Genomic DNA, 26,004 nt, shown 5'->3' on the forward strand with positions numbered 1-26,004 from the left:
AGGTGTCACTTCGCAACCGGTGCCCGCTTCACCAGGCCCAGCTTCTCGCGCACCTCCTGCGGTCCGATCACCCGCGCGCCCATGTTCTCGATGATGGTGCCCGCGCGTTCGACCAACTGCCAGTTCTCAGCCAAGACGCCCTTGTCCAGCCACAGATTGTCCTCAAGCCCGACACGCACATTGCCTCCTGCCAGCACCGTTGCCGCCACATAGGCCATTTGGTTCCGCCCCAGCGAAAAGGCACTGAACGTCCAGTCATCCGGTACATTATTCACCATCGCCATGAACGTGTTCAGATCATCCGGTGCCCCCCACGGAACCCCCATGCACAGTTGCACCAGCGCATTCGGTTCCAGAATCCCTTCCTTCACCAACTGCTTGGCAAACCAAAGATGGCCGGTGTCAAAGGCCTCGACCTCAGGCTTCACGCCCATATCGGTCATCATCTGCCCCATCGCCCGAAGCGCACCGGGGGTGTTGGTCATGACATAGTCAGCCTCGGCAAAGTTCATCGTGCCGCAGTCCAGAGTACAAATCTCCGGCAGACATTCGGCAATATGCGCCACGCGCTCCGAGGCCCCGATCATGTCGGTTCCGGCTTCATTCACCGGGAACGGGCTCTCGACCCCGCCAAACACGATGTCCCCGCCCATACCCGCCGTCAGGTTCAAGACCACATCCACGTCGGCGTCACGGATACGGTCCGTCACCTCGCGATACAGATCCAGCCGACGGCTGGGTGCGCCGGTCTCAGGGTCGCGCACATGGCAATGCACCACCGCCGCACCGGCCTTGGCGGCAGCAATTGCGCTATCGGCAATCTGTTGCGGCGAGCGTGGCACATGCGGGCTGCGATCCTGCGTTCCACCCGAGCCGGTAACAGCGCAGGTAATGAAGACATCGCGGTTCATTTCCAGAGGCATGGTGTTTTCCCCAAGTTATACCCGGTTTCGCCCTGAGTTTTCCCCAGGCTTCTCCCCGGCAATCGATTTGCGTTCACCCCCGACTCTGACGCAGCCTTGGGGAAACACTTGCCAGAATGCGAATCGAACTTGATGAAATCCGCAAAAAACATACTCCAGCCCGAACATCGCGCCCTGAAAACGGCGGTGTTGGTGCTGGATGAATGCAACACGCTCAGCTTCGCCTCGGCGGTTGATCCGATGCGCGCCGCCAACCGTCTGGCGGACCGCCCGGCTTTTGACTGGGACTACGTGACCGCCACAGCGGAACCCGCGATGCTGACCAGCGCGCTGAGCGTCCCCGGCATCCCCTTGGCGCGGCTGCAAAGCTGCGACCTGATGATCGTCGTGGCCGGGTTCCAACTGGCCCGCCACGCCACCCCCAGCCTGCTGGCCGGTCTGCGCCGTATTGCCAGCACGGGTGCCACAATGGCCGGCATTGACGGCGGCCCCTGGTTGCTGGCCGAGGCTGGTCTGCTGGATGGCCACGCGGCCACAACCCACTGGGAAGACCTCGACAACTTCGCGGCCCGCTTCCCCGAGGTAGATGTCCGCCCCGACCGCTTCACAGTATCCGAAAACCGCCTGACATCCGGCGGCGCGATCCCGGCGGTCGAGATGATGTTGCACATCATCGCCGCGCGTCACGGCGCAGGCTTTGCCGCGCGCGTCTCGGGCCTGTTCCTGTACGAAGGCGCGCCGGAACCCACCAAACCGCAAAGCCGCACGGGTGCTCCGCTCCGCCATACTGCGCTGACAGCCAAAGCGAACAGCCTGATGGAATCGGCGCTCGACGACCCCCTGCCGCTCGCCTATATCGCCGACCGTCTGGGCACCAGCCCGCGCACGCTGCAACAGCAGTTCCGCCTGCGCCTCAACACCACGCCGCAAGACCACTACCTGCAACTGCGCCTGGCCGAGGCCCGCCGCCTTGTCACCGACACCGACATGCCACTGATGGATGTGGCACTTGCGACAGGCTTCACCTCACAATCCAGCTTCGCCCGCGCCTTCCGCACCGCCCATGGCCAATCGGCCCGCGACCTGAGGCAAGAGCGCGCGCACCCCACCCATCACTGACCGGATCCGCTTCATCTGGCCAAAAATACCTCGGGGGAGTCGCCAAAGGCGACGGGGGCAGAGCCCCCTAAAACGGCATCGGATGCGCGCGATGCGCATGTCCAATGTCCTTCAGAACCTCAGCGGAAAGCTGCAGGTCTGTCCCGGCGATGATATGTTCCAACTGCGCCACCGAAGTCGCACCGAAAATGGCCGACATCATGAAGGGCCGCGTCCGGCACCATGCCAGCGCCATATGGGTGGGGTCCAGACCATGCGCCGAGGCAACCTCGAGATAGGCTGCCACCGCATCAAACACCCGGTCCGACTTGCGCCCGCCCATCTCGGCCGAGATCGACATGCGCGATCCTTCGGGCACCGCGCCGCCCTGATACTTGCCGGTCAAAAACCCCGCCGCCAAAGGTGAAAACGCCATCAGGCCCACGTCTTCATGAACGCTCAGCTCGGCCATGTCGGTGTCGAAATGCCGGCACAGCAGCGAATACTCATTCTGCACCGACGCGACCCGAGGCGCGCCCATCTGTTCGGACAGGCGCAGCCACTGCGCGATGCCCCAGGCGCTTTCATTCGACAGGCCGAAGGCGCGGATGTTGCCCTTATCGACCTGCGTCTGCAGGGCCTCAAGGCACTCCTGCATGTTCTCCAGAACCTCGTTGGTGTTGTGACCCGACGGGGAATAATTCCAGTTCTGCCGGAACATGTAGCTGCCGCGATTGGGCCAGTGAAACTGATAAAGGTCGATATATTCAGTCTGCAACCGCCGCAGAGAGCCTTCGATTGCCTCAGGGATGGTCTGCGCCGAAATCGGCGCGCCGTCGCGCACGTAAGACATGCCCGACCCCGAATGCTTGGTGGCCAGAACATAGTCGCCCCGGCGCGCCGCGTTGGCCGCGTTCCAGTTGCCCAGGATCTCCTCGGTTCGCCCGATGGTTTCCTTCGAGACCGGATTCACCGGATACATCTCGGCGGCATCGACGAAATTGATCCCTGCCCCCAGCGCCAGATCCATCTGCGCGTGCGCATCCGCCTCGGACGTCTGCGTCCCGAAGGTCATCGTTCCCAGACACAGATCAGAGACCATGATGCCGGTACGACCCAATGGCTTCATTTCCATCCGTCACCCTCCTGAAATTTGCGACAGCCGCGCGTTACGCCTCGGCTTTCTTTTCCCAACGGCCCGATTCTTCGGACCAGTACTGTGCCGAACACCCCGCGCCGGTCAGGGCTTTCCACTGTCCGCGCGCTTGGTTAACGGCCTGTTCGTCATTGCCATCAAACAGGATGCAGACGCGGTCAAGTGCTGCAACCTCATCCGGTTCCACCGCAGCCCCGTCCACCGACATAACGCATGTGGCGTCATTTGCCGCCTGCATGTCCGAGGTCAGCAGGATCGGCTGCATCGCATCATGTGGCCCGCCTGCGCGGCCATGGGGCAGGAACGCTTCCTCGGGCCCCAGCCACAGCTTTTCATCCAGCCAGTCCAGCCGGGCGGGATCGGTGCCCCGCACGGCAATCCGCCACCCGGCCTGCCGCGCTTTGTCCAGCAGCACCGGCAAAGTGTGCTCCAGCGGCCTCTGGGTCAGGTGGTAGAAATAGACGGCCCCCATGGTTTACTCGAAATTGTCCTGCACAAAGCGGCTGAGCGCACGGACCCCCCAGCCAGTGGCCCCCTTGGGCGCGTAGGAGGTCTCGGACGCGACCGAGGCCACCCCGGCAATGTCCAAATGAATCCACGGCGTGTCATCCTTGACGAACCGTTGCAGAAACTGTGCCGCCGTGATCGAGCCTGCGGGCCGTCCGCCCACATTCTTCATATCGGCAATGCGGGATTTCAATTGCTTGTCATACGCCTCACCCAGCGGCATCCGCCATGCGCCCTCATCCTCGGCCCGCGCCGATTTCAGGAAGGCATCGCAGAACGTGTCATTGTTCGAGAAGACACCGGCATTTTCGTGCCCAAGCCCGATGATGATCGCACCAGTCAGGGTCGCCAGATCGATCATGCCCACCGGTTCGAACCGCTCCTGCGCGTACCACATCACGTCGCACAGCACCAAGCGCCCCTCGGCATCGGTGTTGATGATCTCGACCGTGTCGCCCTTCATCGATTTGACCACATCGCCGGGACGTGTGGCGTTGCCCGAGGGCATGTTCTCGACCAGACCAACAAGCCCCACAACATTGGCCTTGGCCTTGCGTTTGGCCAGCGCCCGCATGGTGCCCGCAACAACACCCGCGCCGCCCATATCCATGGTCATGTCTTCCATGCCACCAGCCGGTTTCAGCGAGATACCACCGGTATCAAACACCACGCCCTTGCCGACCAGCGCCAGAGGCGCATCGTCCTTGTCACCGCCATTCCACTGCATGACGACCACTTTCGACGGGCTGTCCGAGCCCTGCCCGACGCTCAGCAATGTGCGCATGCCCAGTTCGGCTAGCTTGTCCTCGTCCAGCACTTCGACCTCAAGACCCAGCTCGGCCATCTCGGCCAAACGATCCGCGAATTCGGTGGTGGTCAGCACATTTGCGGGCTCGTTGGTCAGGTCGCGGGTCATCCGCACACCGTCGGCGACCGCATACATCGGCGCAAAGGCGGCTTCGACTTCGTCCGGTTTCTGGTGACTGATCGTGACCGTGCCCGGCGCGTCGCTTTCCTTGGTTTTGTGCGCGTCAAAATCATAGCAACGCAGGGCAAAGCCCAACGCCAGATCCTCGGTGCGGGCAAGATTTCCGGCCATGACCAGCAAAGGTTGATTGTCCGACAGCTTGGCCAGCTTTGCCCCGGCCTTTCGCGCTTCATCTGCATCAGGGCGGCGCGGCAGGATCAGGATATCCAGCGCCTCGGCCGCCATTCCGCTTGGCCAGGCCAGCGACACCACATCCCCGACATTCACCTTTTCAAACCGGTCGCTTTCCAGCAGCCGCGCCACGGCCCCGCGCGTCAGGCGATTGGCGCGTTTGGCCGCCGGGCTCAGCTTTCGGTCCGCGGGAATGACGACGACGACACGCCCCTCGGCCTGTGCCATCGCGTCCACGTCGAAGGCCTGAAACTGGATGGGGACTAGACTGCTCATTGCGCGCTCCTCAAAATCTGTTCCCCAAGACCTAGCCCGCGTCGCCCGGCTTGACCAGATAGCAGTTTTCCCCGACCACCAATTGCATTAAAGTCCTGAAAAAATATTCGGCAGGCTCGAGGGGAGACGACAGTGGCACTAAACGGCAGGCACACGCCGTCGCGCATGACCATATGCGGGACAGGCCTTGGCCAGACTGCCTGTGATGCAAGCCCAGCGGGGCTGTGCCCGTGATACTGGACCGCTACTTCGCCCGCCGCTTTTTGCAAAGCTTTCTGGTCATCGGCGGCATCTTTCTGACCCTGATGATTCTGATCGACCTGATCGAACAGGTACGTCGGTTCAACGAGGTTGACCTTTCCTTTGGCCGCTTGTTGCAACTGACCTTGTTGAACACGCCCGCCGCGATCAGCGAAATGCTGCCCCTGCTGGTGATCCTGGCCACTATCGCGCTGTTCGTGGGGCTGGCGCGCACCTCTGAACTTGTGGTGACGCGGGCCACGGGTCGGTCCGGCATCCGGGCGCTGGTGGCCCCTGTCCTGCTGGCGCTGATCATCGGTGCGCTTGCCGTGACCTTGCTGAATCCGATCGCGGCAGCCACCTCCGAGGAATATCAGCGCCTGTCCGATTCCTACCGCAACAACGGCAGTTCCGCCCTGTCGATCAGCAGCGAAGGCCTGTGGCTGCGTCAAAGCACCGACACAGGTCAGGCCGTGATACACGCCCGAGGCACGTCGAACGGGGATGAGTTGCGCCTGCGTGATGTCACCATCGTCTCGTTCGATCCGGACGGCAAACCGACCCAACAGATCGTTGCAGACCGTGCCAGGCTGATCGATGGAAGCTGGGTTCTGATGCAGGCCAAGGTCTGGAACTTTGAGGACGGCCAGAACCCTGAACTGAACGCGGTCGAGCATGACCGGCTGGACCTGCCCACCTCGCTGACCCGTCAGCGCATTCTGGACACTTTGGGCCAACAGGACTCCGTTTCTGTGTACGACCTGCCGCAGCTTATCAAAGATCTGCGCGAGGCCGGATTCTCGACCAAACAGTACGAGGTCTGGCTGCAAGTCCAACTGGCGCGCCCCTTCTTTCTGGTGTCGATGGTTCTGATCGGCGCCGCATTTACCATGCGCCACGTGCGTTTCGGTGGAACCGGTGTGGCGGTTCTGACGGCGGTTCTGTTGGGCTTTGCCATCTATTTCGTACGCAATTTTGCGCAAATTCTTGGGGAAAACGGTCAATTGCCCATCTACGTCGCTGCCTGGGCCCCGCCCGTTGCCGCCATATTCCTGTCACTTGGCCTGTTGCTGCATGCGGAGGACGGGTAATGCCGCGCATCGTATCTGCGCTGCTGGCAGGTGTCCTGGTCTTTGCAGCCCCGACCACCGCGTTGAAGGCGCAAACCGCGCCTGGACCCGCGCCTGCGGATGGAGCGGCGCAGCAGGAACAGCCCGCCTTGCTGGTGGCCGACAAAATCTTCATCACGCCCGAGCGAAAGCTGGTCGCCGAAGGCAATGTCGAGGCGTTTCAGGGCGATGTGAAACTGACCGCCCAACGGGTCACTTTCGATCAGGAAACCGGGCAGCTTGTCCTTGAAGGTCCGATCCGCATCGATCAGGCCGGACAGACCACGCTGCTGGCGGATTCGGGCGAGTTGGATGAAGGTATTCAAAACGGCCTGCTGATCGGCGCTCGGATGGTGTTTGACCAGCAGGTGCAGATCGCCTCGGTTCAGGCCAATCGGGCGGCCGGGCGCTATACGCAGTTCAGCAAGGTCTCGGCCACGTCGTGCCATGTCTGCGCAAATGGCAGACCGCCTCTGTGGCAGATCAGGGCGCGCAGGGTAATCCACGACCAGCTCGAACGACAGTTGTATTTCGAAGGCGCACAGCTTCGGGTGCTGGATTTCCCGGTGTTTTATTTCCCCTATCTGCGCCTGCCGGATCCGACACTTGACCGGGCAACCGGGTTTCTGGTGCCGTCGATCCGCAGCACCTCGCAACTGGGAACCGGCGTGCAGGTGCCGTATTTCTTCAAAATCGGCGATCATAAGGACCTGACGCTGACGCCTTATGTGTCGGCCCAGACCAAAACGCTGGGATATCGCTATCGTCAGGCCTTCAAGAACGGCCGCATTCAGATCGAAGGCGCGTTTACCCGCGATGATGTGCAACCGGATCAGGATCGCGGCTATTTGTTCGCCAACGGTTTCTTCAACCTCAAGAACGACTACCGGCTGAGCTTCAATCTGCGCACCACATCCGATGACGCCTATCTTGCCGATTACGGCCTGCCGGATTTCGACCGCCTGCGCAGCGAAATCGCGCTGACCCGGATCAAACGCGACACCGCGTTCCGCACCAGTTTCATCCATTACAAGACCCTGCGCGACAGCGAGGATCAGGATGAGATCCCCTCGCGTGTGTTCGATCTGAACTATGAAAGGCGCTATTTCCCCAACGCCATCGGCGGTGAAGTACGGCTGGGATTCATTACTCACGCCCACGAACGCACCAGCGACGAGGATATTGTTGGCCGTGACATTGCGCGTGCAACCTTTGACGCGGAATGGTTGCGCAGCTGGACCTTTGCCACAGGGCTTCGGGCCGACGTGCAGCTGGGCACATCGGTGGATACGTTCGACATCCGCAATGACAGCGCGTTCCCGGATCAGGTCACACGTGCAACGCCACGCGCGGCACTGACCCTGCGCTATCCGATGACCCGCCGGGAACAATCCGGCGCGACCCAGTTTCTGGAACCGATCGCACAGTTCGGCTGGACCGATGTGTCCGATACCGATGTACCCAACGACGAAAGCACGTTTCAGGAATTCGATCAGGGCAACCTGCTGTCCCTGTCCCGCTTCCCGGCAGAAGACCAGCGCGAGGATGGGGCCACCGCCGTCTTTGGCGTGAACTGGGCGCGGTACAAGGCGAACGGCTGGCAGGCGCTGGCCACCGTGGGTCAGGTCTTTCGCAGCGAAGCCGACCCGAATTTCAACCTGACCTCGGGCCTACAGGGCACAACCTCTGATCTGCTGCTGGCCGGTCAGATCAATACAGCCAACGGTTGGTCGCTGGCCGGGCGTGGGCTGATCGATGGTGATTTTAGCTTTACCAAGGCCGAGCTGCGCGGCGGCTGGACCGGTGAAGGCAGTGCGATCACCGGCAGCTATGTCTGGCAAGAGGCGGATCCCGCTGAAAATCTGGATGACGAGATTTCGGAAATCTGGCTGCGCGGGCGCTACCGGGTTGACGAAAACTGGCTGACCCGCGCCTCGGCCCGCTATGATCTGGCTGCCTCGGAACCCATTCGTCTGGGGCTGGGCGTGACTTATCAGAACGAGTGCGTGCAGGTTAACATGTCCGTAAGCAGGCGCTTTACATCGACAACAACTATTGAGCCTTCGACCGAATTCGGGTTTACCCTTTCGCTGACAGGATATGCCGTTGAAGGCGGCGGAAAGACATACAAGAGAAAATGCAGTTGATTACAGGTTTCGTCAGGTTTCTCCGTTCCGGTTGCTCCAAACCGGTTACTTCGGCATTGGCAGCAGCCATCTTGGCCTTGTCCGCCCCTCAGTCGGGGGCCCAAAGCCTGTTCTCACCCGCGATCCGCGTCAATCAGGACATCGTCACCTGGTACGAGCTGGAACAGCGTATCCAGTTCCTGAACGTTCTGGGCATCCCCGGCGGCACCGAGGCCGAGGTCCGGCAGGCCCTGATCGATGAACGTCTGCGCAAACAAGCCATGCGTGAGGCCGGGATTCAAGCCGCCCCCGAAGACGTGCAGGTCGGCATCGACGAATTCGCCGCGCGCGGCCAACTCAGCACTGATCAGTTCCTGCAATTGCTGGGCGACGCGGGCGTCGACCCCGAAACGGTACGCGATTTCGTGGCCGATCAGTTGGCCTGGCGCGATTATATCAGCGCGCGTTTTCTGTCTCAGGCCCGCCCCACCGAAGACGAGATCAACCGCGCCCTAGGTCAGGGCGGCGGCGGTGGCCTTCAGGTCCTGCTGTCCGAGATCATCATTCCGGTGAACCAGCAAACCCTGGCACAAACCGAGTTGTTGGCCGAAGAAATTTCGCGCCTGCAAGGGTTTGACGCGTTTTCCTCAGCCGCCGCGCAATACTCGGCAGCTGCCACCCGCAACGATGGCGGACGGCTGGACTGGCTGAACATCACCAACCTGCCACCTGCGCTGCAACCCTTGATTCTGGGACTGGAAAACGGTGAGATCACCGAGCCCGTGGGCCTGCCCAACGCCATCGCGCTGTTCCAGATGCGCGGTATTCGCGAGGTCTCGACCGGCGCGCCCCGATATTCGAAAATCGACTACGCGGTCTACTACCTGCCCGGCGGGCGCAGCGGTGACACGCTGGCCCAGGCTACCCGTCTGCGCGAAGATATTGACACGTGCGACGACCTGTACGGCATCGCCAAGGACCAACCCGCCGAGGTGCTGGAACGGATCGAGGCCGCGCCATCGGAAATCCCGCAGGATGTTGCCGTGGAACTGGCCAAGCTGGACCGCAACGAGGTGTCTACGGCGCTGACCCGCAACAATGGGCAAACGCTGATGTTCCTGATGCTGTGCAACCGCACCCGCGATCTGGGTGAAGATACCTCGCGCGTTGATGTCGCCAACGCCCTGACCCAGCAACGCCTGCAAGCCTTTGCCGAAAGCCTGCTGGAACAGCTGCGCGCCGACGCATCCGTAACCGAGCAATGACAACCCCCATCGCGCTCAGCTGCGGTGATCCGGCGGGCATTGGCCCTGAAATCGCCGCCAAGGCATGGGCTGAACTGCGCGGCACCTGCCCGTTTTTCTATATCGGCGACGCATCTCACCTGCCCGCCGGCACACCAACCCAACACATCGCCGACCCGGCCGAAGCTGTTCAGATCAGCCCAAACGCGCTGCCCGTTCTGCATCTGGACTTCCCGGCCCAAAACACACCCGGACAGCCCGACCCCGCCAACGCCCCCAGCGTGATCGACGCGATCGAACGTGGCGTGGCGCTAGTGCAATCTGGCGGGGCCTCGGCGCTTTGCACCGCGCCGATCCACAAAAAGGCCCTGATCGACGGGGCCGGGTTTGCCTATCCGGGCCATACCGAGTTTCTGGCCGCACTGGCGGGGCGACAGCGCGTTGTGATGATGCTGGCCAGCGCGCAGTTGCGGGTTGTTCCCGCCACCATTCACATCCCCCTGTCACGGGTGCCACAGGAACTGACGCCCGATCTGCTGACCGAAACAATCGCGCTGACCGCCGACGGGCTGCGCCGCCAGTTCGGCATCGCGCATCCAAGGATCGCTATTGCGGGGCTGAATCCCCATGCCGGTGAAGGCGGCAAGATGGGCACCGAAGAGTTGGATTGGATCGCGCCCCTGATCGCCGGTCTGGACAGCAAGGATTGCTCCGTCACCGGCCCGCATCCGGCAGACACGCTGTTCCACGCCGCCGCCCGCGCCCGCTATGACGCGGCCATCGCCATGTATCACGACCAGGCCCTGATCCCGATCAAGACGCTGGATTTCGACCAAGGCGTCAACGTGACCCTCGGCCTGCCCTTCATCCGAACATCCCCCGACCACGGCACCGCGCTGGACATTGCCGGGCAAGGCATCGCCAACCCCACCAGCCTGATCGAGGCCCTGAAACTCGCCCAACAGATGGCACAAACCCCTTGATCCTTCACCTGGCTGAAAATATCCCCGCCGGAGGCAAAAAATCTCTGGCGCTCCCCCATCAACCCGCGCCACGATAACCGGATCATGAGCGCTATCGACACCCTTCCCCCTCTGCGCGAGGTCATCGCGACCCACCAGCTGTCGGCCCGCAAATCGCTGGGCCAGAATTTTCTGCTGGACCTCAACCTGACCGCCAAGATCGCGCGTCAGGCCGGGGATCTGAGCCAATGCGACGTTCTGGAAATCGGCCCCGGCCCCGGCGGCCTGACGCGCGGGCTGCTTTCGGAAGGTGCGCGCAAGGTTGTGGCAGTGGAAAAGGACACCCGCTGCATCGCCGCCCTGAACGACATCGCCGCGGCGTATCCGGGCCAGCTTAAGGTGATCAACGGCGACGCGCTGGAAATCAACCCGCTGGAACATCTGACGCCACCGATCCGCGTCGCCGCCAACCTGCCCTATAACGTGGGCACCGAGCTTCTGGTCCGCTGGCTGACCCCGCCCGAATGGCCGCCCTTCTGGCAAAGCCTGACCCTGATGTTCCAGCGCGAGGTCGCCGAGCGCATCGTCGCCCAACCCGGCAGCAAAGCTTATGGCCGCCTTGCCATTCTCGCCCAATGGCGGGCCGAGGCGCGCATCGCCATGTCACTGCCCCCCGGCGCGTTTACGCCCCCGCCCAAAGTCTCCAGCGCCGTGGTCCACCTGACCGCCCTGCCCGAGCCGCGCTATCCGGCCGATGCAGCCACGCTGTCGCGTGTTGTGGCCGCCGCCTTCAACCAACGCCGCAAGATGCTGCGCGCCTCGCTGAAAGGCGTGGCCCCCGACATCGAAGACCGCCTGATCGCAGCAGGGATCAAGCCCACAGAACGCGCCGAACAAGTCCCGCTTGAGGGTTTTTGTGCGCTGGCGCGCCAAATTACGAACCGCTGAACAAAAAAAGCCCCGGACAATGTCCGGGGCTTTTTGAAATCGTCTATCGGGATTTACTCAGCCGCTTCCGGAGTATCCCCATCCGTTTTGGGCGCACCCTCTGACGCAGGCGCAGCCTTGGGCTTGCGCGCTCGCGGCTTACGGGCGGGTTTTTCTTTTTTCTCGGGCGCTTCAGCCGTTTGGGCGTCGCCTTTGTTTTCCGGTGTTTCGACCAACCCGCTTTCAGGCGCCGACGCCTCGGGCGAGAAATCCATCACATCGGGTTGCGGTGCCTCGGCCGGGTCGGCCTGACGGGCGGCTTCGCGTTCCTGCCGTTCGGCGCGTTCGCGGTCACGCTCGGCCTGACGCTCGCGGTTCTGGCGCTCCTGCTCTTCGCGGCGGGCTTCGATCTCGCGCTGTGCCTCGCTCAGCATCCGCAGATAATGCTCCGCGTGCTGCTGAAAGTTCTCGGCTGCGACACGGTCGTTTGACAACTGAGCGTCGCGGGCAAGCTGGTTGTATTTGTCAATGATCTGCTGCGGCGTGCCACGCACCTTGCCCTCGGGGCCCGAGCTGTCAAAAACACGGTTTACGACGTTACCGCCGGAAGGACGATTGCGGTTGTTCTTGGCCCGCGAGCGGGATTTGGAAGATCTCATCTTACTTTACGTCAGCCTTGTCATTCGCTGTCGACCAACCCGTGTTCTGCACTGCTCTGCGGCGTTTGCCATGACGGGAAGTCAACTTTTTTGGGCTTGGCGTCAGGGGTGCGCTGCAACAGCGTCAACCTCGCCGACTAATCCTGAGTAAACATGTCCTGCCCCGGCAGACAAGAGGATTCTCGGATATTTCGCAGCTTTTTTACCTAAACCGGCGTTTTTCGACCTCATACTGTTGATTTCAAGCAGGCAGACGCGCGCCCACGACGCGGTCACGCCCCTCCAAATCCGGGATCACGCGGATATCTGCTAGACCAGAGGCGTCGAACAGCGCGGCAACCTGCGCGGCCTGTGTAGGGCCGATTTCAACCAGAATGCGGCCGCCGGGCAGCAGAAAATCCGGCGCATCGGCGGCCAGATGGCGATAGGCGTTAAGCCCGTCGCCCTCATCGGTCAGGGCCATCCGGGGTTCATGCTCGCGCACTTCCGGGGACAGATCGGGCATTTCCGTCAGCGCAATGTATGGCGGGTTCGAGACGATCAGGTCGAACTTGCCCTCGACTACCTCGAACCAGTCCGAGCGCAGCACTTCGGCGCGCGCTTGCACATTATGCTGCACCGCATTGGCGCTGGTTTGCAGGCAGGCGGCCTCGCTCAGATCCACGCCCACCCCGCTTGCGCTGGTGCGTTCAGCCAGCAATGTGATCAGTATACAGCCCGAGCCGACACCAAGATCCAGCACATGGTCGAACGGCTCGCTCAGCGCGGCTTCGATCAGCGCTTCGGTCTCGGGGCGCGGGTCCAGAACGTCGCGGCTGACATGGAACCGGCGACCATAGAATTCACGCTCACCCAGAAGATGCGAGACTGGCACCCGGATGGCGCGCAGCGAGATCAACTGGTCGTAGCGTTCGGCAATGTCGGGCGGCAGTTCTTCGGGCGCGATCAGAGTGACCCGACTGGCTTCAATCCGCGCCGCATGGGCCAGCAGAACACGGGCGTCCCGCGCCGGATCTTCCACGCCCGCAGCCCGCAGGCGCGCCGTGGCGGCCACCATGGCCTGTGCCGCTGTTTGCACCCCGGTCATTGCGCCATCTCGGCCAGCAGCCGGGCCTGATCATCGGCGGTCAGTGCGTCGATCACTTCATCCAGATCGCCCTGCATCACCTGATCCAGCTTATAGAGCGTCAGGTTGATGCGGTGATCCGTCATGCGGCCTTGCGGGAAGTTATAGGTTCTGATCCGTTCCGACCGGTCGCCCGACCCCACCTGACTGGCCCGATCGGCCGAGCGTTCGCTGTCGATCCGCTGCCGCTCCAGATCATAAAGCCGCGTTTTCAGCACCTGCATCGCGATCTCGCGGTTGCGGTGCTGCGACTTCTCGGAACTGGTCACCACAAGGCCTGTCGGCAAGTGGGTGATCCGCACCGCCGAGTCGGTCGTGTTCACGTGCTGCCCACCCGCACCGGAACTGCGCATCGTGTCGATGCGGATGTCATTTGCGTCGATCTGGATGTCCACATCTTCAGCCTCGGGTAGAACCGCCACCGTCGCTGCCGAGGTGTGAATACGCCCGCCGCTTTCGGTTTCAGGCACGCGCTGCACCCGATGCACACCGGATTCGTATTTCATCCGGGCAAAGACATTGTCGCCCTTGATGTGGGCCACAACTTCTTTGACGCCCCCCAGATCCGAGGCCTGTTCCTCGATAATCTCGAACCGCCAGCCGCGACTTTCCGCATAGCGCTGGTACATGCGCAGCAGGTCCCCCGCAAACAACGCGGCCTCGTCCCCGCCGGTGCCGGGTCGGATTTCCAGCATCGCCGGGCGGGCGTCCGCCTCGTCCTTGGGCAGCAAGGCCAGTTGCAGCGCATGTTCGGCTTGCGGAATCTGCGCCTGCAATTCCGGGATTTCTTCCTCGGCCAGTTCCTTCATATCCGGGTCGGACAGCATCGCCTCGGCCTCGGACAGATCGGCAACCAGCTGACGCCACGCCATGATCTGGACAACCACCGGCTTGAGGTCCGAATACTCCTTAGCCAAAGCCGCAATGTCCCCGCCCGAGGCACCATCAGCCATGGCCGCTTCGAGGTATTGGAATCGCTGGGTTATCTGCTCAAGGCGTTCTTCGGGGATCATCCCGGCGGTGTCTCTTAATCCGGGGCTTTGGTCAAGGGCTAGCCTTGTGCTAAGATTCTGCCCATGAAACGGTTTGTTCTTGGATTACTGCTGTGTGCCTCGCCTGTTATGGCGGATGTGACCGGCCCGAATGGCAAGGTTCAGGACTGTTATTGCACCGACAAAACCGGCACGCGCGTTGAACTGGGTGAGATGATCTGCCTGCAGGTCGATGGCCGCATGTTCATGGCGCAATGCCAGATGTCACTGAATGTGCCCATGTGGCGCGAGGTGCAGGAAGGGTGCTTGTCGTCTGGTTTGCCGTCCGACTGGCCGGATCTGGAACCTGCGCCCGACACCGCCGCGTCCTAAGCGACACCTGCGGCGTCACATCTGCCCCAACCACCCATCAACCCGCGCCTTGTTCACTCCAAAATCCTTGCGGCCAAAGCGCAAACGCCCGTGAATGCGCAGGACATCCCCATCCTGCTGTACCGTCGTGTAGTCCGGGAAGCCGATCACCTTGGTGCGGGTGATGTAGGTGATCATCCCGTCCCCAACCGATCCGGCCAGAACCGTGGTGCGCGGTGCCGCCCTTGCAATCGCATCCAGACGCGCCAGGCCATCCGGACCCGCCTCAACCACGCGCAAAACGCCGCCCTGCAAGTCACGATCCGCATCGGCCTGAGGGGCCACGTGCCAGCGCTTTGGGTCTGACGGTGCCAATCGGATATACGCCGCCATCCCAACGGCCAGAAAAAGAAGCAAACCAAGGGCTATCTTCATCACCTACCTCAACCTTTTCCCGTCAGCCTATCCCGATCCGCCACCGGAACAAGGTGCCCCGTACGGCTTTACCGCGACGTCACGCCGGGCAGGATGCACAACAGCTCGAACAGCAGGTTCGCCGCCGTCAGCGCCGTGTTGCCCGACGGGTCGTAAGGCGGAGAGACCTCGACCAGATCACAGCCCACCACATTCACCCCCTGCAAGGCGTGGATCAGTTGCAACGCCTGCGGGGTGGTCAATCCACCGATCTCGGGCGTTCCGGTGCCGGGGGCGTAGGCGGGATCGAGACTGTCGATGTCATAGGTGATGTAAACCGGGTGATCCTCGACCGTCTTGCGGATCTGCGAGCCGATCTGGGTCAGGTTTTGTTGCCACAACTCCCACGCCGGAAACTGGCGAAAGCCCCAGTCTTTGGCCTCGGTAAAGTCGGTGGCGGCGTAGCCCGAGCCGCGAATGCCGATCTGAAAAGTTTTGTCGGGGACGATCAGCCCCTCTTCATAGGCGCGACGGAAGACGGTGCCGTGGGTTTCCTTCTCACCAAACATCTCATCGTTCACATCCGCATGGGCATCCACATGGACCAGGGCCACCGGCCCGTGTTTCGCCGCAATCGCCCGCAGGATCGGCAAAGTGATCGAGTGATCCCCGCCCATCGCCACCGGGATCACGTTCTTCGCCAGAATACCGTCATAGCTGTCCTTGATGATCTTCAGGCTTTCGGACAGCGAGAAGGTGTTGATTGCAAGATCGCCAATATCGGCAGTCTGCAAACTGTCGAACGGGGCGGCAGATGTGGCCATGTTATAGGGCCGGATCATCGCGCTTTCGCTGCGGATCTGCTTGGGACCAAACCGGGTGCCTGAGCGCCACGAGGTGCCGATATCCATCGGGATCCCCAACAGCGCAATATCCAGCCCCGCCAGCGAGGTCGCCTGCGGCAGACGCATAAAGGTGTTCGGCCCGGAAAACCGCGCCAGATCATTGCCGCTGATCGGTTGATTATACTCAGTCATGCGCGTTTGGTTCCCACTCCATCAGATCACGTCCCTCAGCACATACCGGATGTATGGCTAACCATTGGTTAACGCCCGAGGGGTCGCGTTTACGTTTTGCCAGCCATCAGGCGTTTCCACCCCAGCAGGCAGATGATCTGCGTGGCCACATGCGCCCCGGCAATCGCCGTCGCACCGGATGTATCGAAAGGCGGCGACACCTCGACCACATCCCCGCCTTTGATGTTGATCCCGGCAATGTCGCGCAGGATGATCTGCGTCTGGATTGAGCTCAGGCCACCCCAGACCGGTGTTCCCGTGCCGGGGGCAAAGGCCGGGTCCAGACCGTCAATATCAAAGCTCAGGTAGACGGGATTGTCGCCCAGAATGCCCTTGATCTTCTGGGCCACGGCGGCGGGGCCGGATTCGTAAACCTCGCGCGCGTCGATGATGTTGACGCCCAGAGTGTCCTCGTTATGGGTGCGGATCCCCACCTGGACCGAGCGTTTGGGGTCCACGATCCCTGATTTCACCGCCTTGTAGAACATCGTCCCGTGATCCACGCGCGACATATCATCATCGGCCCATGTGTCGGTATGCGCATCGAATTGCAGCAGGGACATCGGCCCGAATTTCTCGGCATAGGCTTTGAGGATCGGAAAGCTGATATAGTGATCCCCGCCCAGCGTGACCGAGGCCACGTCGGCGGCCAGGATAGTCCGGATATGATCGGTCAGCGTGTCCGGAAAGGCCGGGATATTGGCATAGTCATAGGCCATGTCGCCATAATCAACGATGGCCAGTTCGCTGAGCGCATCAAACGGCCAGCCATACGGCGCATCGGGCGATTGCAGGGCGCTGGCTTCGCGGATTGCGCGGGGGCCCAGACGTGTGCCGGGGCGGTTGGTCACGGCCTGATCGAACGGCACCCCGGTCACAGCGATGTCCACGCCCTTCAGCTCTTTGGTGTAAAGCCGCCGCAGGAACGAGGTCGCGCCGCCGAAGGTGTTCTCATAGGACAACCCTTTGAGATCGGGGTTGGTAAAGGCCTCGTCTACCTGATGCTTAGCGTCTTCCAGTGCCATACCTGCCCCCCATCAGCCCAGCGGCTGGGCCTTTTCGACGATCCGCGCGAAGAACGATGCGCCCACCGGTGCAATCTCGTCATTGAAGTTGTATTTCGGGTGATGCAGGCCCGCGCCCTCGCCCTGCCCCAAGAACAGATACGCACCGGGGCGTTTCTGCAGCATGTACGAGAAATCCTCGGCCCCCATCTCACGCCCGGTATTTGCGATGACCCGGTCTGGCCCGGCAACGTCCCGTGCAACCTCGGCCGCAAAACCCGCCTTGTCGGCATCATTGATCGTCGCGGGATAGCTGACGACATAATCCAGCCGCGCCTCGACTCCGTACGAGGCCGCCTGCCCCTGCACGATCTGCTCCATCCGCTGCATCACCATTTTCTGAACGGCAGGGTCGAAGGTGCGGACGGTGCCGTTGATATAGGCCGTATCGGGGATCACGTTGTTGACCGTCCCGGTATGGATTTGCGTGACCGAAACGACCAGATCGTCCAAGGCATAGTGATTGCGGCTGACAATCGTCTGAATCGCCTGCGCAATGGCGCAGGCGGCCATGACCGGGTCGCGGGTCTCATGCGGCATCGCACCGTGGCCACCGACGCCCTGGATATGCACCTCGAACGTATCGACCGCTGCCATGATCGGACCGGGCGTGGTGTAGAACGCGCCTTCGGCAAAGCCCGGCGCGTTGTGCAGCGCGTAGACCTGAGCGATGTCGAACTGCTCCATGATGCCTTCCTGAACCATGACATTGGCCCCGCCACCCTCTTCCTCGGCGGGCTGGAAAATCAGCGCAACGCGGCCGCGGAAGTTTCGCGTCTCGGCCAGATAGCGCGCGGCGCCCAGCAGCATCGTGGTGTGCCCGTCATGGCCGCAGGCGTGCATCTTGCCGGGGTGTTTCGAGGCGTAGTCTACGCCCGTCTCCTCGGTAATTGGCAGCGCATCCATATCGGCGCGCAGGCCAATGGTCGGCCCGTCGCCCTGCCCGTTGATGATCGCGACCATCCCGGTTTTCGCAATACCTTCGTGCAGTTCATCCACCCCGAACTCGCGCAACCGTTCGGCCACAAAGGCGGCGGTTTCAAAGCACTCGAACTCCAGTTCGGGGATCGTGTGCAAATGCTGGCGCCATGCGGCCATATCGGCTGAGTAGTCGGCAATTCGGTTGACGACGGGCATCTGGGGTGGACTCCTGATCGGGACTGCGGAATGGATGCATCTGACACCGGAACGAAAGGGTTCGCAATGGCCGAAAATCCTCTGATCCACGACAGCGATGCGGGTATCGAACGTTTGCTGGAAATCATGCGTCGCCTGCGCGACCCGGAATCAGGCTGTCCGTGGGACATCGAACAGGATTTTTCGACGATTGCCCCCTATACCATCGAAGAGGCCTATGAGGTTGCCGACGCCATCGAACGTGAGGCCTATGATGAGCTGCAAGGAGAGCTGGGCGATCTGCTGTTCCAGTCCGTCTTTCACGCCCAGATGGCCGAAGAAGCCGGGCATTTCACCTTTCAGGACGTGGTGCGCACCATGTCGGACAAGATGGTCGACCGCCATCCGCATGTGTTCGGCGACGAATCCCGCGACAAATCGGCTGAACAGCAGACGCGCGACTGGGAAACCATCAAAGCGGCTGAGCGTGCGGGAAAGGAACAGAAAGGCGCGCTGGACGGTGTCGCCGCCAACCTGCCTGCCCTGTTGCGCGCGCATAAGCTGCAAAAACGCGCCGCCCGCGTGGGGTTCGACTGGCCCGATGCCAGCCACGTACTGGCCAAGATCACCGAAGAGGCCGCCGAACTGGAAGAGGCGCGCAACAGCAAAGACGCCGATGCGCTTGAGGATGAGTTCGGCGATCTGCTGTTCGTGATGGTCAATCTGGGCCGTCATCTGGGCATCGAGCCCGAAGCCGCCCTGCGCCGCACCAACGCCAAGTTCACCCGCCGGTTCGAACAGGTTGAGGCGCGCCTCGCCGCCCGTGGCAAAACGCCGTCGCAAAGCGATCTGGCCGAGATGGATGCGCTGTGGGATGAGGTCAAGATCGAGGAACACCGCGCCAACGGCAAACTCCCGCCTGTGGACGCACCGACCGGGGCCTGAAACCGCTGGACAAGTGCGGTGACACTTGCGAGTGTCCGCGCTTCAAGACCCCGGAGGCACAGCATGGCACCGCGCAAGATCATCATCGACACCGACCCGGGACAGGACGATGCCGTCGCCATCCTGCTGGCGCTGGCCAGCCCCGAAGAGATCCAGGTTCTGGGCATCACCGCCGTCGCCGGAAACGTCCCGCTGGCGCTGACCGCCAAGAACGCGCGCATCGTGTGTGAACTGGCCGGGCACACGCATATCCCGGTCTATGCCGGGTGCGACCGCCCGCTGAACCGCCCTCTGATCACCGCCGAGCATGTGCATGGAAAAACCGGGCTGGATGGCCCTGTATTGCCGGACCCGGTGATGCCGCTGGCCGAGGGCCACGCGGTCGATTTCATCATCGACACCCTGCGCGCGCAGGAACCGGCAACGGTTACGCTGTGTCCGCTGGGACCGCTGACAAACATCGCCTCGGCGTTCCAGAAGGCGCCTGACATCATCGACCGGGTGCAGGAAATCGTGCTGATGGGCGGCGCCTATTTTGAGGTCGGCAACATCACTCCGGCTGCGGAATTCAACATTTACGTCGACCCGGAAGCTGCTGAAATTGTGTTCAAATCCGGCGCTCATATCGTGGTCATGCCGCTGGACGTAACCCATGACGCCCTGGTCACGCCCCATCGCAACGATGCGTTCCGGGCGCTGGACAGCAAGGTTGGCCATGCGGTTGCCGAAATGACCGATTTCTTCGAACGCTTTGACAAGGAAAAATACGGCTCGGAAGGCGCACCGCTGCACGACCCTTGCGTGACGGCCTATCTGATCCGGCCAGACCTGTTCTCGGGCCGCCACATCAATGTTGAGATCGAAACCCAGTCAGAGCTGACGCTGGGCATGACCGTTGCCGACTGGTGGCGGGTCACGGATCGTGCGCCGAACGCGATGTTCATGGGTGATGTCGACGCCGAAGGATTTTTCGACTTGCTGACAGAAAGGCTGGCCCGCCTATGAGCGCCGCACTGAGACTTGCCCGCCCCGAGGATCTGGATCGCCTGATGGGTCTGGTCACTGCTTTCCACACCGAAGCACAGATCGCGCAGGATGCCGACCAACGACGCGAGGCGTTGCTGCCTTTGTTGGAAGGTATCCCGCATGGCTGCATCTATCTGATCGGTCCGGGCCGCGCGCCATTGGGCTATATCATCCTAACCTTCGGCTGGTCGGTCGAGTTCGGCGGCATGGACGGCTTTGTCGACGAGATCTACATCCGCCCTGCCGTCCGGGGCCGTGGCATCGCAACCGAAGTGCTGTTGGACCTGCCCAAAGCGCTGGCCGAGGCTGGGCTGACTGCGCTGCATCTGGAAGTCGATCGCACCAATGAAACGGCGCAAAAACTGTATATGCGCACGGGCTTCAAACCGCGTGAGCGTTACATGTTGATGAGCAAGCCGCTCTAGCGGGATTCCCCACGGAAAATCAGGCCCGGATTGTACATCTCTTGAACCGGGTCATCCTGAGAGATCTCTGCCCCCGTAATCGGATAGGTTCCGGGCTCGGTGCAGGCAGATAGAACGCCAGCAGAAATCACTGAAAGAATAAGAAGGAATCTTGAAGCAGACATCGCGTCCCCCTTTCTGTAATATGTTAAGGATTACCGCGATTATTGTACCCCATATAGGAACAAGTTCACATATGAGCATGTTATTGTCAGTTTTTTCGCATCAAAATGGTGAAAAATCAGACGTTTTTCACTTGCCAAGGCTCTTTGCCGCCACCTCGTTCCCACCCAACCGGTGCTGCCGGTTTCACCTGAAATTTGGATTTTAACAGGCAGCCCTGATAAGCTGTTGTGCATGCGCTTCGGCTGCTCGGTGCGCTTTTGATGATGTCATGCCCACACCTGTGCAAGCACATTATCCATTTCAATTCGTGTGGCGGCAAAATCTGAAGCCATCCATGCGGTTTTTGGGAAGCCAAAGTAAGACTTGGAACGAATCTCGCTTTGGTGTCCTGTATCCGCATTTAGATTAAGAGGTAAGTTAATATGAAATCAGTCTATTTTTCTCTTACGGCGCTGTGCCTGGCGGCCTTGGTAGGATGCGGCGAAACCGTTCCTATCGCAGATGAAACCGGCGGTCGTGAACTGAAACCCCCGCGTGAAGGTATCCGTGTCGGATCTTTGTACTACGTTCGCGAAAACCCCACCAACGACCTGACCCGCCCTGCCAACCTGGAAAGCCTGTGTTTCTTTGACTTGCCTTTGTCCGATGTGACGCTTGAAGCGGACCAGCGCGTCGCTGATATCGACCTTCTGAAAAAGCTCGAAGCGTCCGGTGAGTTGGGTGGGATAGAGACCAAATTCGCTTCGGCTGGGCTGAATGGCGGCATTGATCGCTACTATTCCTACAAGCTGACCAATGCCAGGAAGTCATCCGTGACACTGCAGGACGCATCCCGGTTGTTCAATGAACAGGGCGACGGGCCCAAATGCAGTGGCTGGCGGGAAAATGTCGGGCAGTTTGACTGGGCGGCCTATCAGATTCAGTCGGTGATTTCCGGGGACATCGTCTTTGCGCGCAAGTCGACCTCGAACGCGTCAGGCGATCTGTCGGCGGCCCTTGAAGTGCTGGAACCCGAGCTGGTTGCCGAACTCAGCAAGGAAAACTCGGCGGGTGTGACGGGAACCGGGCTGGTCGTCAGCTTTGTTCCGATCAGCCGACAGTAATGTGGCCGACCCCGTCGCGGTTTGCGCCGCCACGGGGTCAACCCTGTTCGTTCAGCGTTTCAGGATCGACGCGCCTGCGTATTCCGCGACCTCACCCAGCGATTCCTCGATGCGGATCAACTGGTTGTACTTGGCCAACCGGTCCGAGCGTGCCAGCGAGCCGGTCTTGATCTGACCGCAATTGGTTGCCACCGCCAAATCGGCAATGGTGGCGTCCTCGGTCTCGCCCGAGCGGTGCGACATCACGTTGGTATAGCGCGCGCGATGGGCCATATCTACGGCACGCAGCGTCTCGGTCAGCGACCCGATCTGGTTGACCTTGACCAGCATCGAGTTGGCACAACCACGCTCGATCCCTTCGGCCAGACGCGCGGGGTTGGTCACGAACAGGTCGTCGCCCACCAGTTGCACCTTGTCCCCGATGGCGTCGGTCAGGGCTTTCCAGCCGTCCCAGTCATCCTCGGACATACCGTCTTCGATCGAGATGATCGGATAGTCGTTGACCAATGCGGCCAGATAGGCCGCGTTTTCGTCGGATGACAGCGAGATCCCCTCGCCCGCCAGAACATACTTGCCGTCCTTGAAGTACTCGGTCGCCGCACAATCCAGCGCCAGGTGGATTTCCTCGCCCGGCTTGTAGCCTGCCTTTTCGATGGACTTCAGGATGAAATCCAGCGCCTCGCGGGTCGACGCGATATTCGGGGCAAAACCGCCCTCGTCACCGACACCTGTTGCCAGACCGGCGGTTGACAGTTCTTTCTTCAGCGTGTGGAAGACCTCGGACCCCATGCGCACGGCTTCGCGGATATTCGCGGCCGAGGTCGGCATGATCATGAATTCCTGAATGTCGATCGGGTTGTCGGCGTGCTCACCGCCGTTGATGATGTTCATCATCGGCACCGGCAGAACACGGGCCGAGGTGCCGCCGACATAGCGGTACAAAGGTTGCGTGGTGAAATCTGCCGCCGCCTTGGCGGTTGCCAGCGAGACACCCAGAATGGCGTTGGCCCCCAGACGGCCTTTGTTCTCGGTCCCGTCCAATTCGATCATCGCCTGATCGATGGCGACCTGTTCGGTGGCGTCAAAGCCAACCAGTTCCTCGGCAATCTCACCGTTGACCGCGGCAACAGCTTCCAGCACGCCCTTGCCCAGATAACGCGCTTTGTCGCCGTCGCGCTTTTCCACTGCCTCGTAGGCGCCGGTCGATGCGCCCGAAGGCACGGCAGCGCGGCCCATGGTGCCGTCTTCCAGAATCACGTCCACCTCAACGGTCGGATTGCCCCGGCTGTCCAGAATTTCGCGTGCGTGGATGTCGATGATGGTGCTCATTAGGCCCGTCCCTGTGGCTGCGTTCAGTTGCACGCCTCTTAGCATCACAGGGCAAAAAGTAAACCGCTCATGTTATCGCTAACACGACTCTGGGCAAATGTTTGCGCCAACCTGCGACGATCCGTCAGGCGGCGACAGCCAATGCGCGCGCCAGCCTGCGTTCACGGATGAATGTATACATGCCCGATCCGATGATCAGCGTGGCACCGGCCAGCGTCATCGTATCCGGGCGCTCGCCGAACATGAGCATCCCTGCCGCAATCGAGAAGATCAGGCGGGTATAGCGAAATGGTGTCAGGGCCGAGGCTTCGCCGATCCGCATTGCGGTGACGATGCTGTAATAAGCCAGAACGCCGAACCCGACCGCACCGACAAACGGCCAGATTTGCGCGGACCCCATCGGGGCCACCGGCTGCGCGTTCAGAACCATCAGGGTCAACCCGGCCAATGCCACCGCGACATAGGCCTGCAAGGCCACGACGGATGAGGCAATCCGCGCGTCCAGCCGCCGCGTGATCAGGTCTCGCGCAGCGATGGCAATGACGCTGAGCACGACGAACAGTGTTTCCGGCTGAAACCCGTCCAATCCGGGCCGAATGATCATCAGGACACCGATGAAACCCAGACCGATAGCGCTCCACCGTCGCCAGCCGACCTGTTCGCCCAGAAACAGTGCCGCGCCCATCGTCACCGCCAAAGGCATCGCCTGAAACACAGCCGCCACGGTCGACAGATCAACCAGGGACAGCGCGGTCAGGAAAGCCACGGCCCCAACCCCTTCGCACGCCGCGCGGATCAGCGGCAGGGGTTGCCATGCTTCTGTGTTGAAGATGCGTTTGCGTGTTGCCACAGCCATCAGGGCAAACAGCACCGCACAGGCCAGACCCAGCATTACCATGATCTGACCGGTCGGTACCGTCGCCGACATGTGCTTGATGAACATATCCTCAAGCGAGAACGCCGCCATCGCGCCGACGACCAGCAAAATGCCGTGCACGTTGTTCATGATCACATCCGTTGAAACCAGCGGCCCGAATTACCGCTCTTTGACTCACCCAAATCGTAAGACGCCCGTTCAGACAAGCCTTAACCGCCCGGAATATATGATATCCCGTGCGGCTGACCTTCGCGATTGGTGATGAGTCAGTCTTTGTCCAGCGGAACGCCGTACAGTTCCAACCGGTGGCCTTTGAGCTTGTAGCCCAGTTTCGCAGCGATCTTTTCCTGCAGCGCCTCGATTTCGGGGTCGACGAATTCGATCACCTCACCCGACTGCATATCGATCAGATGGTCGTGGTGGTCGCGCTCGGCATCCTCGTAGCGGGCGCGCCCGTCGCCGAATTCCAGACGGTCGAGTATCCCGGCCTCTTCAAACAGCTTTACCGTGCGATAGACCGTGGCAATCGATATCCCCGCATCGATGGCCGAGGCGCGTGCATACAGTTCCTCGACATCGGGGTGGTCTGCGCTCTGCTCAAGCACCTGCGCAATGGTGCGCCGCTGGCCAGTCATGCGCAGGCCCTTGGCCTCGCACCGCGCGATGATCGTGTCGGACATGCTGCCCCTCAGAAGTTACTTGGGGTGCTGTCTTAAACCGTCTCAGCGCCCAGCGCCACAGGGATTCGACGCCCAAGGCGCAGATCATCCGGCGCGCTGCAAATCCGCCCAGATCGGCAGATGGTCCGAGGCGATATGGGCGGGCCGGTCCAGATGTGCGCCGTGGTTCAGCGCCTCGATCCCCTGCCCCAGCGCAATCCGATCCAACGCGCCCAACGGTTGCGCCGCCGGAAAGCTGGCCACAGGTGGTAGAAACCGCATCTCGGGCGCCAATGTGTCCAGCACAGGCTGGCGCGACCATTCGTTGAAATCCCCGGCCCAGACAGTGGGCATCTGGTCCAGATCGTCGTCGAAGCGCCGGATATGCGTGATCTGTTGCCGCCTGGATGCGGGCAGCAGCCCCAGATGCATTCCCATCACACGCAGCGGTCCGATCTGCGTATCAAACTCGACCCGTACAGCGCCACGCGGCTCAAACCCCGGCAGGTCGTGGTGGCCGGTCTGACGGACCGAGATCTGATCCCCGCGCCAGATCACAGCATTGCCATGCCAGCCCAGACTGCCGGCCCCGCCCAGATCGACGATCTGCCATCCGGCCTCATCCAGCATGAAATGCGGCAAAGCGGCCGGGCGCGGCGGCAAGCGCTTATCCGCCTCTTGCAGAACGACAATATCGGCCTGCATGCCGTTCAGAACCTGCATGATCCGCTGCGGTTGACGCCGAAAATCCAGCCCGACACATTTCTGAATGTTGTAGCTGGCAAGGCGCAGGGTCGGTGGTTTTTGGAAGTCGTTTTTGATGTTCACTGCCCCCGACAAGCGCCCCGCCCCGAGATTGTCACAAAACGACCGGGATTAACCCGCATTTGTGGTGTTCTGCGCGTCTTGCGACTTGCAATACCGGGGGCGTATATTCAATGGTCTAAGAT

The 26,004-nt window shown here is 61.4% G+C and carries 26 protein-coding genes; 11 read left to right on the forward strand and 15 right to left on the reverse strand.

The genetic code is table 11. The features are described 5' to 3' along the window. Window positions 1-5: 5 nt before the first annotated feature. Window positions 6-923, reverse strand: coding sequence for a 3-dehydrocarnitine:acetyl-CoA trimethylamine transferase BcoG (gene bcoG, locus ACR0KX_RS08665; RefSeq protein WP_170450158.1), 918 nt, complete (start codon window positions 921-923; stop codon window positions 6-8). A 132-nt stretch (window positions 924-1,055) separates the two neighbouring features. Here bcoG and ACR0KX_RS08670 point away from each other — a divergent pair, with 132 nt between their 5' ends. Next, the gene (locus ACR0KX_RS08670) at window positions 1,056-2,042 is read left to right on the forward strand and encodes a GlxA family transcriptional regulator (RefSeq protein WP_170450156.1); all 987 of its coding nucleotides are present in this window, start codon (window positions 1,056-1,058) and stop codon (window positions 2,040-2,042) included. Window positions 2,043-2,109: 67 nt separating this feature from the next. On the opposite strand, the gene ACR0KX_RS08675 is transcribed toward ACR0KX_RS08670, so the two are convergent. From ACR0KX_RS08675 to ACR0KX_RS08685, 3 genes are read right to left on the reverse strand one after another with little or no spacing between them, the layout of a single operon-like run. Beyond that, the gene (locus ACR0KX_RS08675) at window positions 2,110-3,156 is read right to left on the reverse strand and encodes an aldo/keto reductase (RefSeq protein WP_170450154.1); all 1,047 of its coding nucleotides are present in this window, start codon (window positions 3,154-3,156) and stop codon (window positions 2,110-2,112) included. A gap of 34 nt (window positions 3,157-3,190) precedes the next feature. Beyond that, a complete protein-coding gene (locus ACR0KX_RS08680) occupies window positions 3,191-3,649 on the reverse strand; it encodes a DNA polymerase III subunit chi (protein WP_170629375.1) in 459 nt (152 codons plus the stop codon). 3 nt (window positions 3,650-3,652) lie between these two features. Beyond that, window positions 3,653-5,119, reverse strand: a complete 1,467-nt coding sequence (locus ACR0KX_RS08685) for a leucyl aminopeptidase (protein WP_480708297.1) — start codon at window positions 5,117-5,119, stop codon at window positions 3,653-3,655. A gap of 230 nt (window positions 5,120-5,349) precedes the next feature. On the opposite strand from ACR0KX_RS08685, the gene lptG reads away from it, so the two are divergent. The 5 genes from lptG to rsmA all read left to right on the forward strand — a co-directional run bounded on the left by lptG (window position 5,350) and on the right by rsmA (window position 11,748). Further along, the gene (gene lptG, locus ACR0KX_RS08690) at window positions 5,350-6,450 is read left to right on the forward strand and encodes an LPS export ABC transporter permease LptG (protein ID WP_170453017.1); all 1,101 of its coding nucleotides are present in this window, start codon (window positions 5,350-5,352) and stop codon (window positions 6,448-6,450) included. Further along, window positions 6,450-8,615, forward strand: a complete 2,166-nt coding sequence (locus ACR0KX_RS08695; protein WP_170450148.1) for an LPS assembly protein LptD — start codon at window positions 6,450-6,452, stop codon at window positions 8,613-8,615. Before lptG ends, ACR0KX_RS08695 begins: the two co-directional genes overlap by 1 nt. Beyond that, the gene (locus tag ACR0KX_RS08700) at window positions 8,606-9,859 is read left to right on the forward strand and encodes a peptidylprolyl isomerase (protein ID WP_170621918.1); all 1,254 of its coding nucleotides are present in this window, start codon (window positions 8,606-8,608) and stop codon (window positions 9,857-9,859) included. The genes ACR0KX_RS08695 and ACR0KX_RS08700 overlap by 10 nt, the downstream gene beginning before the upstream one ends. Next, window positions 9,856-10,821, forward strand: coding sequence for a 4-hydroxythreonine-4-phosphate dehydrogenase PdxA (gene pdxA / locus ACR0KX_RS08705; protein WP_170621919.1), 966 nt, complete (start codon window positions 9,856-9,858; stop codon window positions 10,819-10,821). The genes ACR0KX_RS08700 and pdxA overlap by 4 nt, the downstream gene beginning before the upstream one ends. 84 nt (window positions 10,822-10,905) lie before the next feature. Continuing rightward, entirely contained in the window at window positions 10,906-11,748 is an 843-nt protein-coding gene (gene rsmA, locus ACR0KX_RS08710; protein ID WP_170621920.1) for a 16S rRNA (adenine(1518)-N(6)/adenine(1519)-N(6))-dimethyltransferase RsmA, read from the forward strand. A 53-nt stretch (window positions 11,749-11,801) separates the two neighbouring features. On the opposite strand, the gene ACR0KX_RS08715 is transcribed toward rsmA, so the two are convergent. From ACR0KX_RS08715 to prfA, 3 genes are all read right to left on the reverse strand, one after another. Continuing rightward, window positions 11,802-12,386, reverse strand: a complete 585-nt coding sequence (locus ACR0KX_RS08715) for a DUF4167 domain-containing protein (protein WP_170621921.1) — start codon at window positions 12,384-12,386, stop codon at window positions 11,802-11,804. A 241-nt stretch (window positions 12,387-12,627) separates the two neighbouring features. Then, window positions 12,628-13,473 carry a peptide chain release factor N(5)-glutamine methyltransferase gene (gene prmC, locus ACR0KX_RS08720; RefSeq protein ID WP_480708300.1) on the reverse strand — a complete coding sequence of 282 codons (846 nt, stop codon included), beginning with the start codon at window positions 13,471-13,473 and terminating at the stop codon, window positions 12,628-12,630. Next, window positions 13,470-14,525, reverse strand: a complete 1,056-nt coding sequence (gene prfA, locus ACR0KX_RS08725) for a peptide chain release factor 1 (protein WP_480708302.1) — start codon at window positions 14,523-14,525, stop codon at window positions 13,470-13,472. Before prfA ends, prmC begins: the two co-directional genes overlap by 4 nt. A 63-nt stretch (window positions 14,526-14,588) precedes the next feature. Here prfA and ACR0KX_RS08730 point away from each other — a divergent pair, with 63 nt between their 5' ends. Then, on the forward strand, window positions 14,589-14,876 hold the full coding sequence (locus tag ACR0KX_RS08730) for a hypothetical protein (RefSeq protein ID WP_170450133.1): 288 nt from the start codon (window positions 14,589-14,591) through the stop codon (window positions 14,874-14,876). A 15-nt stretch (window positions 14,877-14,891) separates the two neighbouring features. Here ACR0KX_RS08730 and ACR0KX_RS08735 read toward each other — a convergent pair whose 3' ends face one another. The 4 genes from ACR0KX_RS08735 to ACR0KX_RS08750 all read right to left on the reverse strand — a co-directional run bounded on the left by ACR0KX_RS08735 (window position 14,892) and on the right by ACR0KX_RS08750 (window position 18,546). After that, entirely contained in the window at window positions 14,892-15,290 is a 399-nt protein-coding gene (locus ACR0KX_RS08735) for a DUF1499 domain-containing protein (protein ID WP_170621924.1), read from the reverse strand. 68 nt (window positions 15,291-15,358) lie between these two features. Further along, a complete protein-coding gene (gene speB, locus ACR0KX_RS08740; RefSeq protein WP_170621925.1) occupies window positions 15,359-16,306 on the reverse strand; it encodes an agmatinase in 948 nt (315 codons plus the stop codon). An 89-nt stretch (window positions 16,307-16,395) separates the two neighbouring features. Continuing rightward, window positions 16,396-17,370: an agmatinase gene (gene speB / locus ACR0KX_RS08745; RefSeq protein WP_170621926.1), complete on the reverse strand. Its 975-nt coding sequence runs from the start codon at window positions 17,368-17,370 to the stop codon at window positions 16,396-16,398. Between the two features lie 12 nt (window positions 17,371-17,382). Further along, window positions 17,383-18,546: a M20 aminoacylase family protein gene (locus ACR0KX_RS08750; protein WP_170621927.1), complete on the reverse strand. Its 1,164-nt coding sequence runs from the start codon at window positions 18,544-18,546 to the stop codon at window positions 17,383-17,385. 66 nt (window positions 18,547-18,612) lie between these two features. Between ACR0KX_RS08750 and mazG the strand changes: the two genes are divergently transcribed. From mazG to ACR0KX_RS08770, 4 genes are all read left to right on the forward strand, one after another. After that, window positions 18,613-19,470, forward strand: a complete 858-nt coding sequence (gene mazG, locus ACR0KX_RS08755; protein WP_170622291.1) for a nucleoside triphosphate pyrophosphohydrolase — start codon at window positions 18,613-18,615, stop codon at window positions 19,468-19,470. Window positions 19,471-19,533: 63 nt separating this feature from the next. Continuing rightward, window positions 19,534-20,475 carry a nucleoside hydrolase gene (locus tag ACR0KX_RS08760; RefSeq protein ID WP_170621928.1) on the forward strand — a complete coding sequence of 314 codons (942 nt, stop codon included), beginning with the start codon at window positions 19,534-19,536 and terminating at the stop codon, window positions 20,473-20,475. Next, on the forward strand, window positions 20,472-20,921 hold the full coding sequence (locus ACR0KX_RS08765; RefSeq protein WP_170621929.1) for a GNAT family N-acetyltransferase: 450 nt from the start codon (window positions 20,472-20,474) through the stop codon (window positions 20,919-20,921). The genes ACR0KX_RS08760 and ACR0KX_RS08765 overlap by 4 nt, the downstream gene beginning before the upstream one ends. A gap of 587 nt (window positions 20,922-21,508) precedes the next feature. Then, window positions 21,509-22,189, forward strand: coding sequence for a hypothetical protein (locus ACR0KX_RS08770; RefSeq protein ID WP_170450119.1), 681 nt, complete (start codon window positions 21,509-21,511; stop codon window positions 22,187-22,189). A 51-nt stretch (window positions 22,190-22,240) separates the two neighbouring features. Here the strand turns inward: ACR0KX_RS08770 and eno are convergent, their stop codons facing one another. From eno to ACR0KX_RS08790, 4 genes are all read right to left on the reverse strand, one after another. Further along, on the reverse strand, window positions 22,241-23,518 hold the full coding sequence (gene eno / locus ACR0KX_RS08775) for a phosphopyruvate hydratase (RefSeq protein WP_480708305.1): 1,278 nt from the start codon (window positions 23,516-23,518) through the stop codon (window positions 22,241-22,243). Window positions 23,519-23,642: 124 nt separating this feature from the next. Beyond that, window positions 23,643-24,524 (reverse strand): DMT family transporter, encoded by an 882-nt coding sequence (locus ACR0KX_RS08780; RefSeq protein ID WP_480626111.1) that lies wholly within the window; start codon window positions 24,522-24,524, stop codon window positions 23,643-23,645. 137 nt (window positions 24,525-24,661) lie between these two features. Continuing rightward, window positions 24,662-25,075 carry a Fur family transcriptional regulator gene (locus ACR0KX_RS08785; RefSeq protein WP_170450112.1) on the reverse strand — a complete coding sequence of 138 codons (414 nt, stop codon included), beginning with the start codon at window positions 25,073-25,075 and terminating at the stop codon, window positions 24,662-24,664. Between the two features lie 84 nt (window positions 25,076-25,159). Further along, window positions 25,160-25,882, reverse strand: coding sequence for an endonuclease/exonuclease/phosphatase family protein (locus tag ACR0KX_RS08790; protein ID WP_480580848.1), 723 nt, complete (start codon window positions 25,880-25,882; stop codon window positions 25,160-25,162). Window positions 25,883-26,004: the final 122 nt, after the last annotated feature.

The sequence above is a fragment of the Ruegeria sp. BG5 genome, from assembly GCF_056538425.1.

What these genes read in the sequence shown, in the direction of transcription:
- bcoG (WP_170450158.1), bottom strand. Translation starts at nt 923, where the DNA reads ATGCCTCTGGAAATGAACCGCGATGTCTTCATTACCTGCGCTGTTACC.
- ACR0KX_RS08670 (WP_170450156.1), top strand. Translation starts at nt 1,056, where the DNA reads ATGAAATCCGCAAAAAACATACTCCAGCCCGAACATCGCGCCCTGAAA.
- ACR0KX_RS08675 (WP_170450154.1), bottom strand. Translation starts at nt 3,156, where the DNA reads ATGGAAATGAAGCCATTGGGTCGTACCGGCATCATGGTCTCTGATCTG.
- ACR0KX_RS08680 (WP_170629375.1), bottom strand. Translation starts at nt 3,649, where the DNA reads ATGGGGGCCGTCTATTTCTACCACCTGACCCAGAGGCCGCTGGAGCAC.
- ACR0KX_RS08685 (WP_480708297.1), bottom strand. Translation starts at nt 5,119, where the DNA reads ATGAGCAGTCTAGTCCCCATCCAGTTTCAGGCCTTCGACGTGGACGCG.
- ACR0KX_RS08695 (WP_170450148.1), top strand. Translation starts at nt 6,450, where the DNA reads ATGCCGCGCATCGTATCTGCGCTGCTGGCAGGTGTCCTGGTCTTTGCA.
- ACR0KX_RS08700 (WP_170621918.1), top strand. Translation starts at nt 8,606, where the DNA reads ATGCAGTTGATTACAGGTTTCGTCAGGTTTCTCCGTTCCGGTTGCTCC.
- pdxA (WP_170621919.1), top strand. Translation starts at nt 9,856, where the DNA reads ATGACAACCCCCATCGCGCTCAGCTGCGGTGATCCGGCGGGCATTGGC.
- rsmA (WP_170621920.1), top strand. Translation starts at nt 10,906, where the DNA reads ATGAGCGCTATCGACACCCTTCCCCCTCTGCGCGAGGTCATCGCGACC.
- ACR0KX_RS08715 (WP_170621921.1), bottom strand. Translation starts at nt 12,386, where the DNA reads ATGAGATCTTCCAAATCCCGCTCGCGGGCCAAGAACAACCGCAATCGT.
- prmC (WP_480708300.1), bottom strand. Translation starts at nt 13,473, where the DNA reads ATGACCGGGGTGCAAACAGCGGCACAGGCCATGGTGGCCGCCACGGCG.
- prfA (WP_480708302.1), bottom strand. Translation starts at nt 14,525, where the DNA reads ATGATCCCCGAAGAACGCCTTGAGCAGATAACCCAGCGATTCCAATAC.
- ACR0KX_RS08730 (WP_170450133.1), top strand. Translation starts at nt 14,589, where the DNA reads ATGAAACGGTTTGTTCTTGGATTACTGCTGTGTGCCTCGCCTGTTATG.
- ACR0KX_RS08735 (WP_170621924.1), bottom strand. Translation starts at nt 15,290, where the DNA reads ATGAAGATAGCCCTTGGTTTGCTTCTTTTTCTGGCCGTTGGGATGGCG.
- speB (WP_170621925.1), bottom strand. Translation starts at nt 16,306, where the DNA reads ATGACTGAGTATAATCAACCGATCAGCGGCAATGATCTGGCGCGGTTT.
- speB (WP_170621926.1), bottom strand. Translation starts at nt 17,370, where the DNA reads ATGGCACTGGAAGACGCTAAGCATCAGGTAGACGAGGCCTTTACCAAC.
- ACR0KX_RS08750 (WP_170621927.1), bottom strand. Translation starts at nt 18,546, where the DNA reads ATGCCCGTCGTCAACCGAATTGCCGACTACTCAGCCGATATGGCCGCA.
- mazG (WP_170622291.1), top strand. Translation starts at nt 18,613, where the DNA reads ATGGCCGAAAATCCTCTGATCCACGACAGCGATGCGGGTATCGAACGT.
- ACR0KX_RS08760 (WP_170621928.1), top strand. Translation starts at nt 19,534, where the DNA reads ATGGCACCGCGCAAGATCATCATCGACACCGACCCGGGACAGGACGAT.
- ACR0KX_RS08765 (WP_170621929.1), top strand. Translation starts at nt 20,472, where the DNA reads ATGAGCGCCGCACTGAGACTTGCCCGCCCCGAGGATCTGGATCGCCTG.
- ACR0KX_RS08770 (WP_170450119.1), top strand. Translation starts at nt 21,509, where the DNA reads ATGAAATCAGTCTATTTTTCTCTTACGGCGCTGTGCCTGGCGGCCTTG.
- eno (WP_480708305.1), bottom strand. Translation starts at nt 23,518, where the DNA reads ATGAGCACCATCATCGACATCCACGCACGCGAAATTCTGGACAGCCGG.
- ACR0KX_RS08780 (WP_480626111.1), bottom strand. Translation starts at nt 24,524, where the DNA reads ATGAACAACGTGCACGGCATTTTGCTGGTCGTCGGCGCGATGGCGGCG.
- ACR0KX_RS08785 (WP_170450112.1), bottom strand. Translation starts at nt 25,075, where the DNA reads ATGTCCGACACGATCATCGCGCGGTGCGAGGCCAAGGGCCTGCGCATG.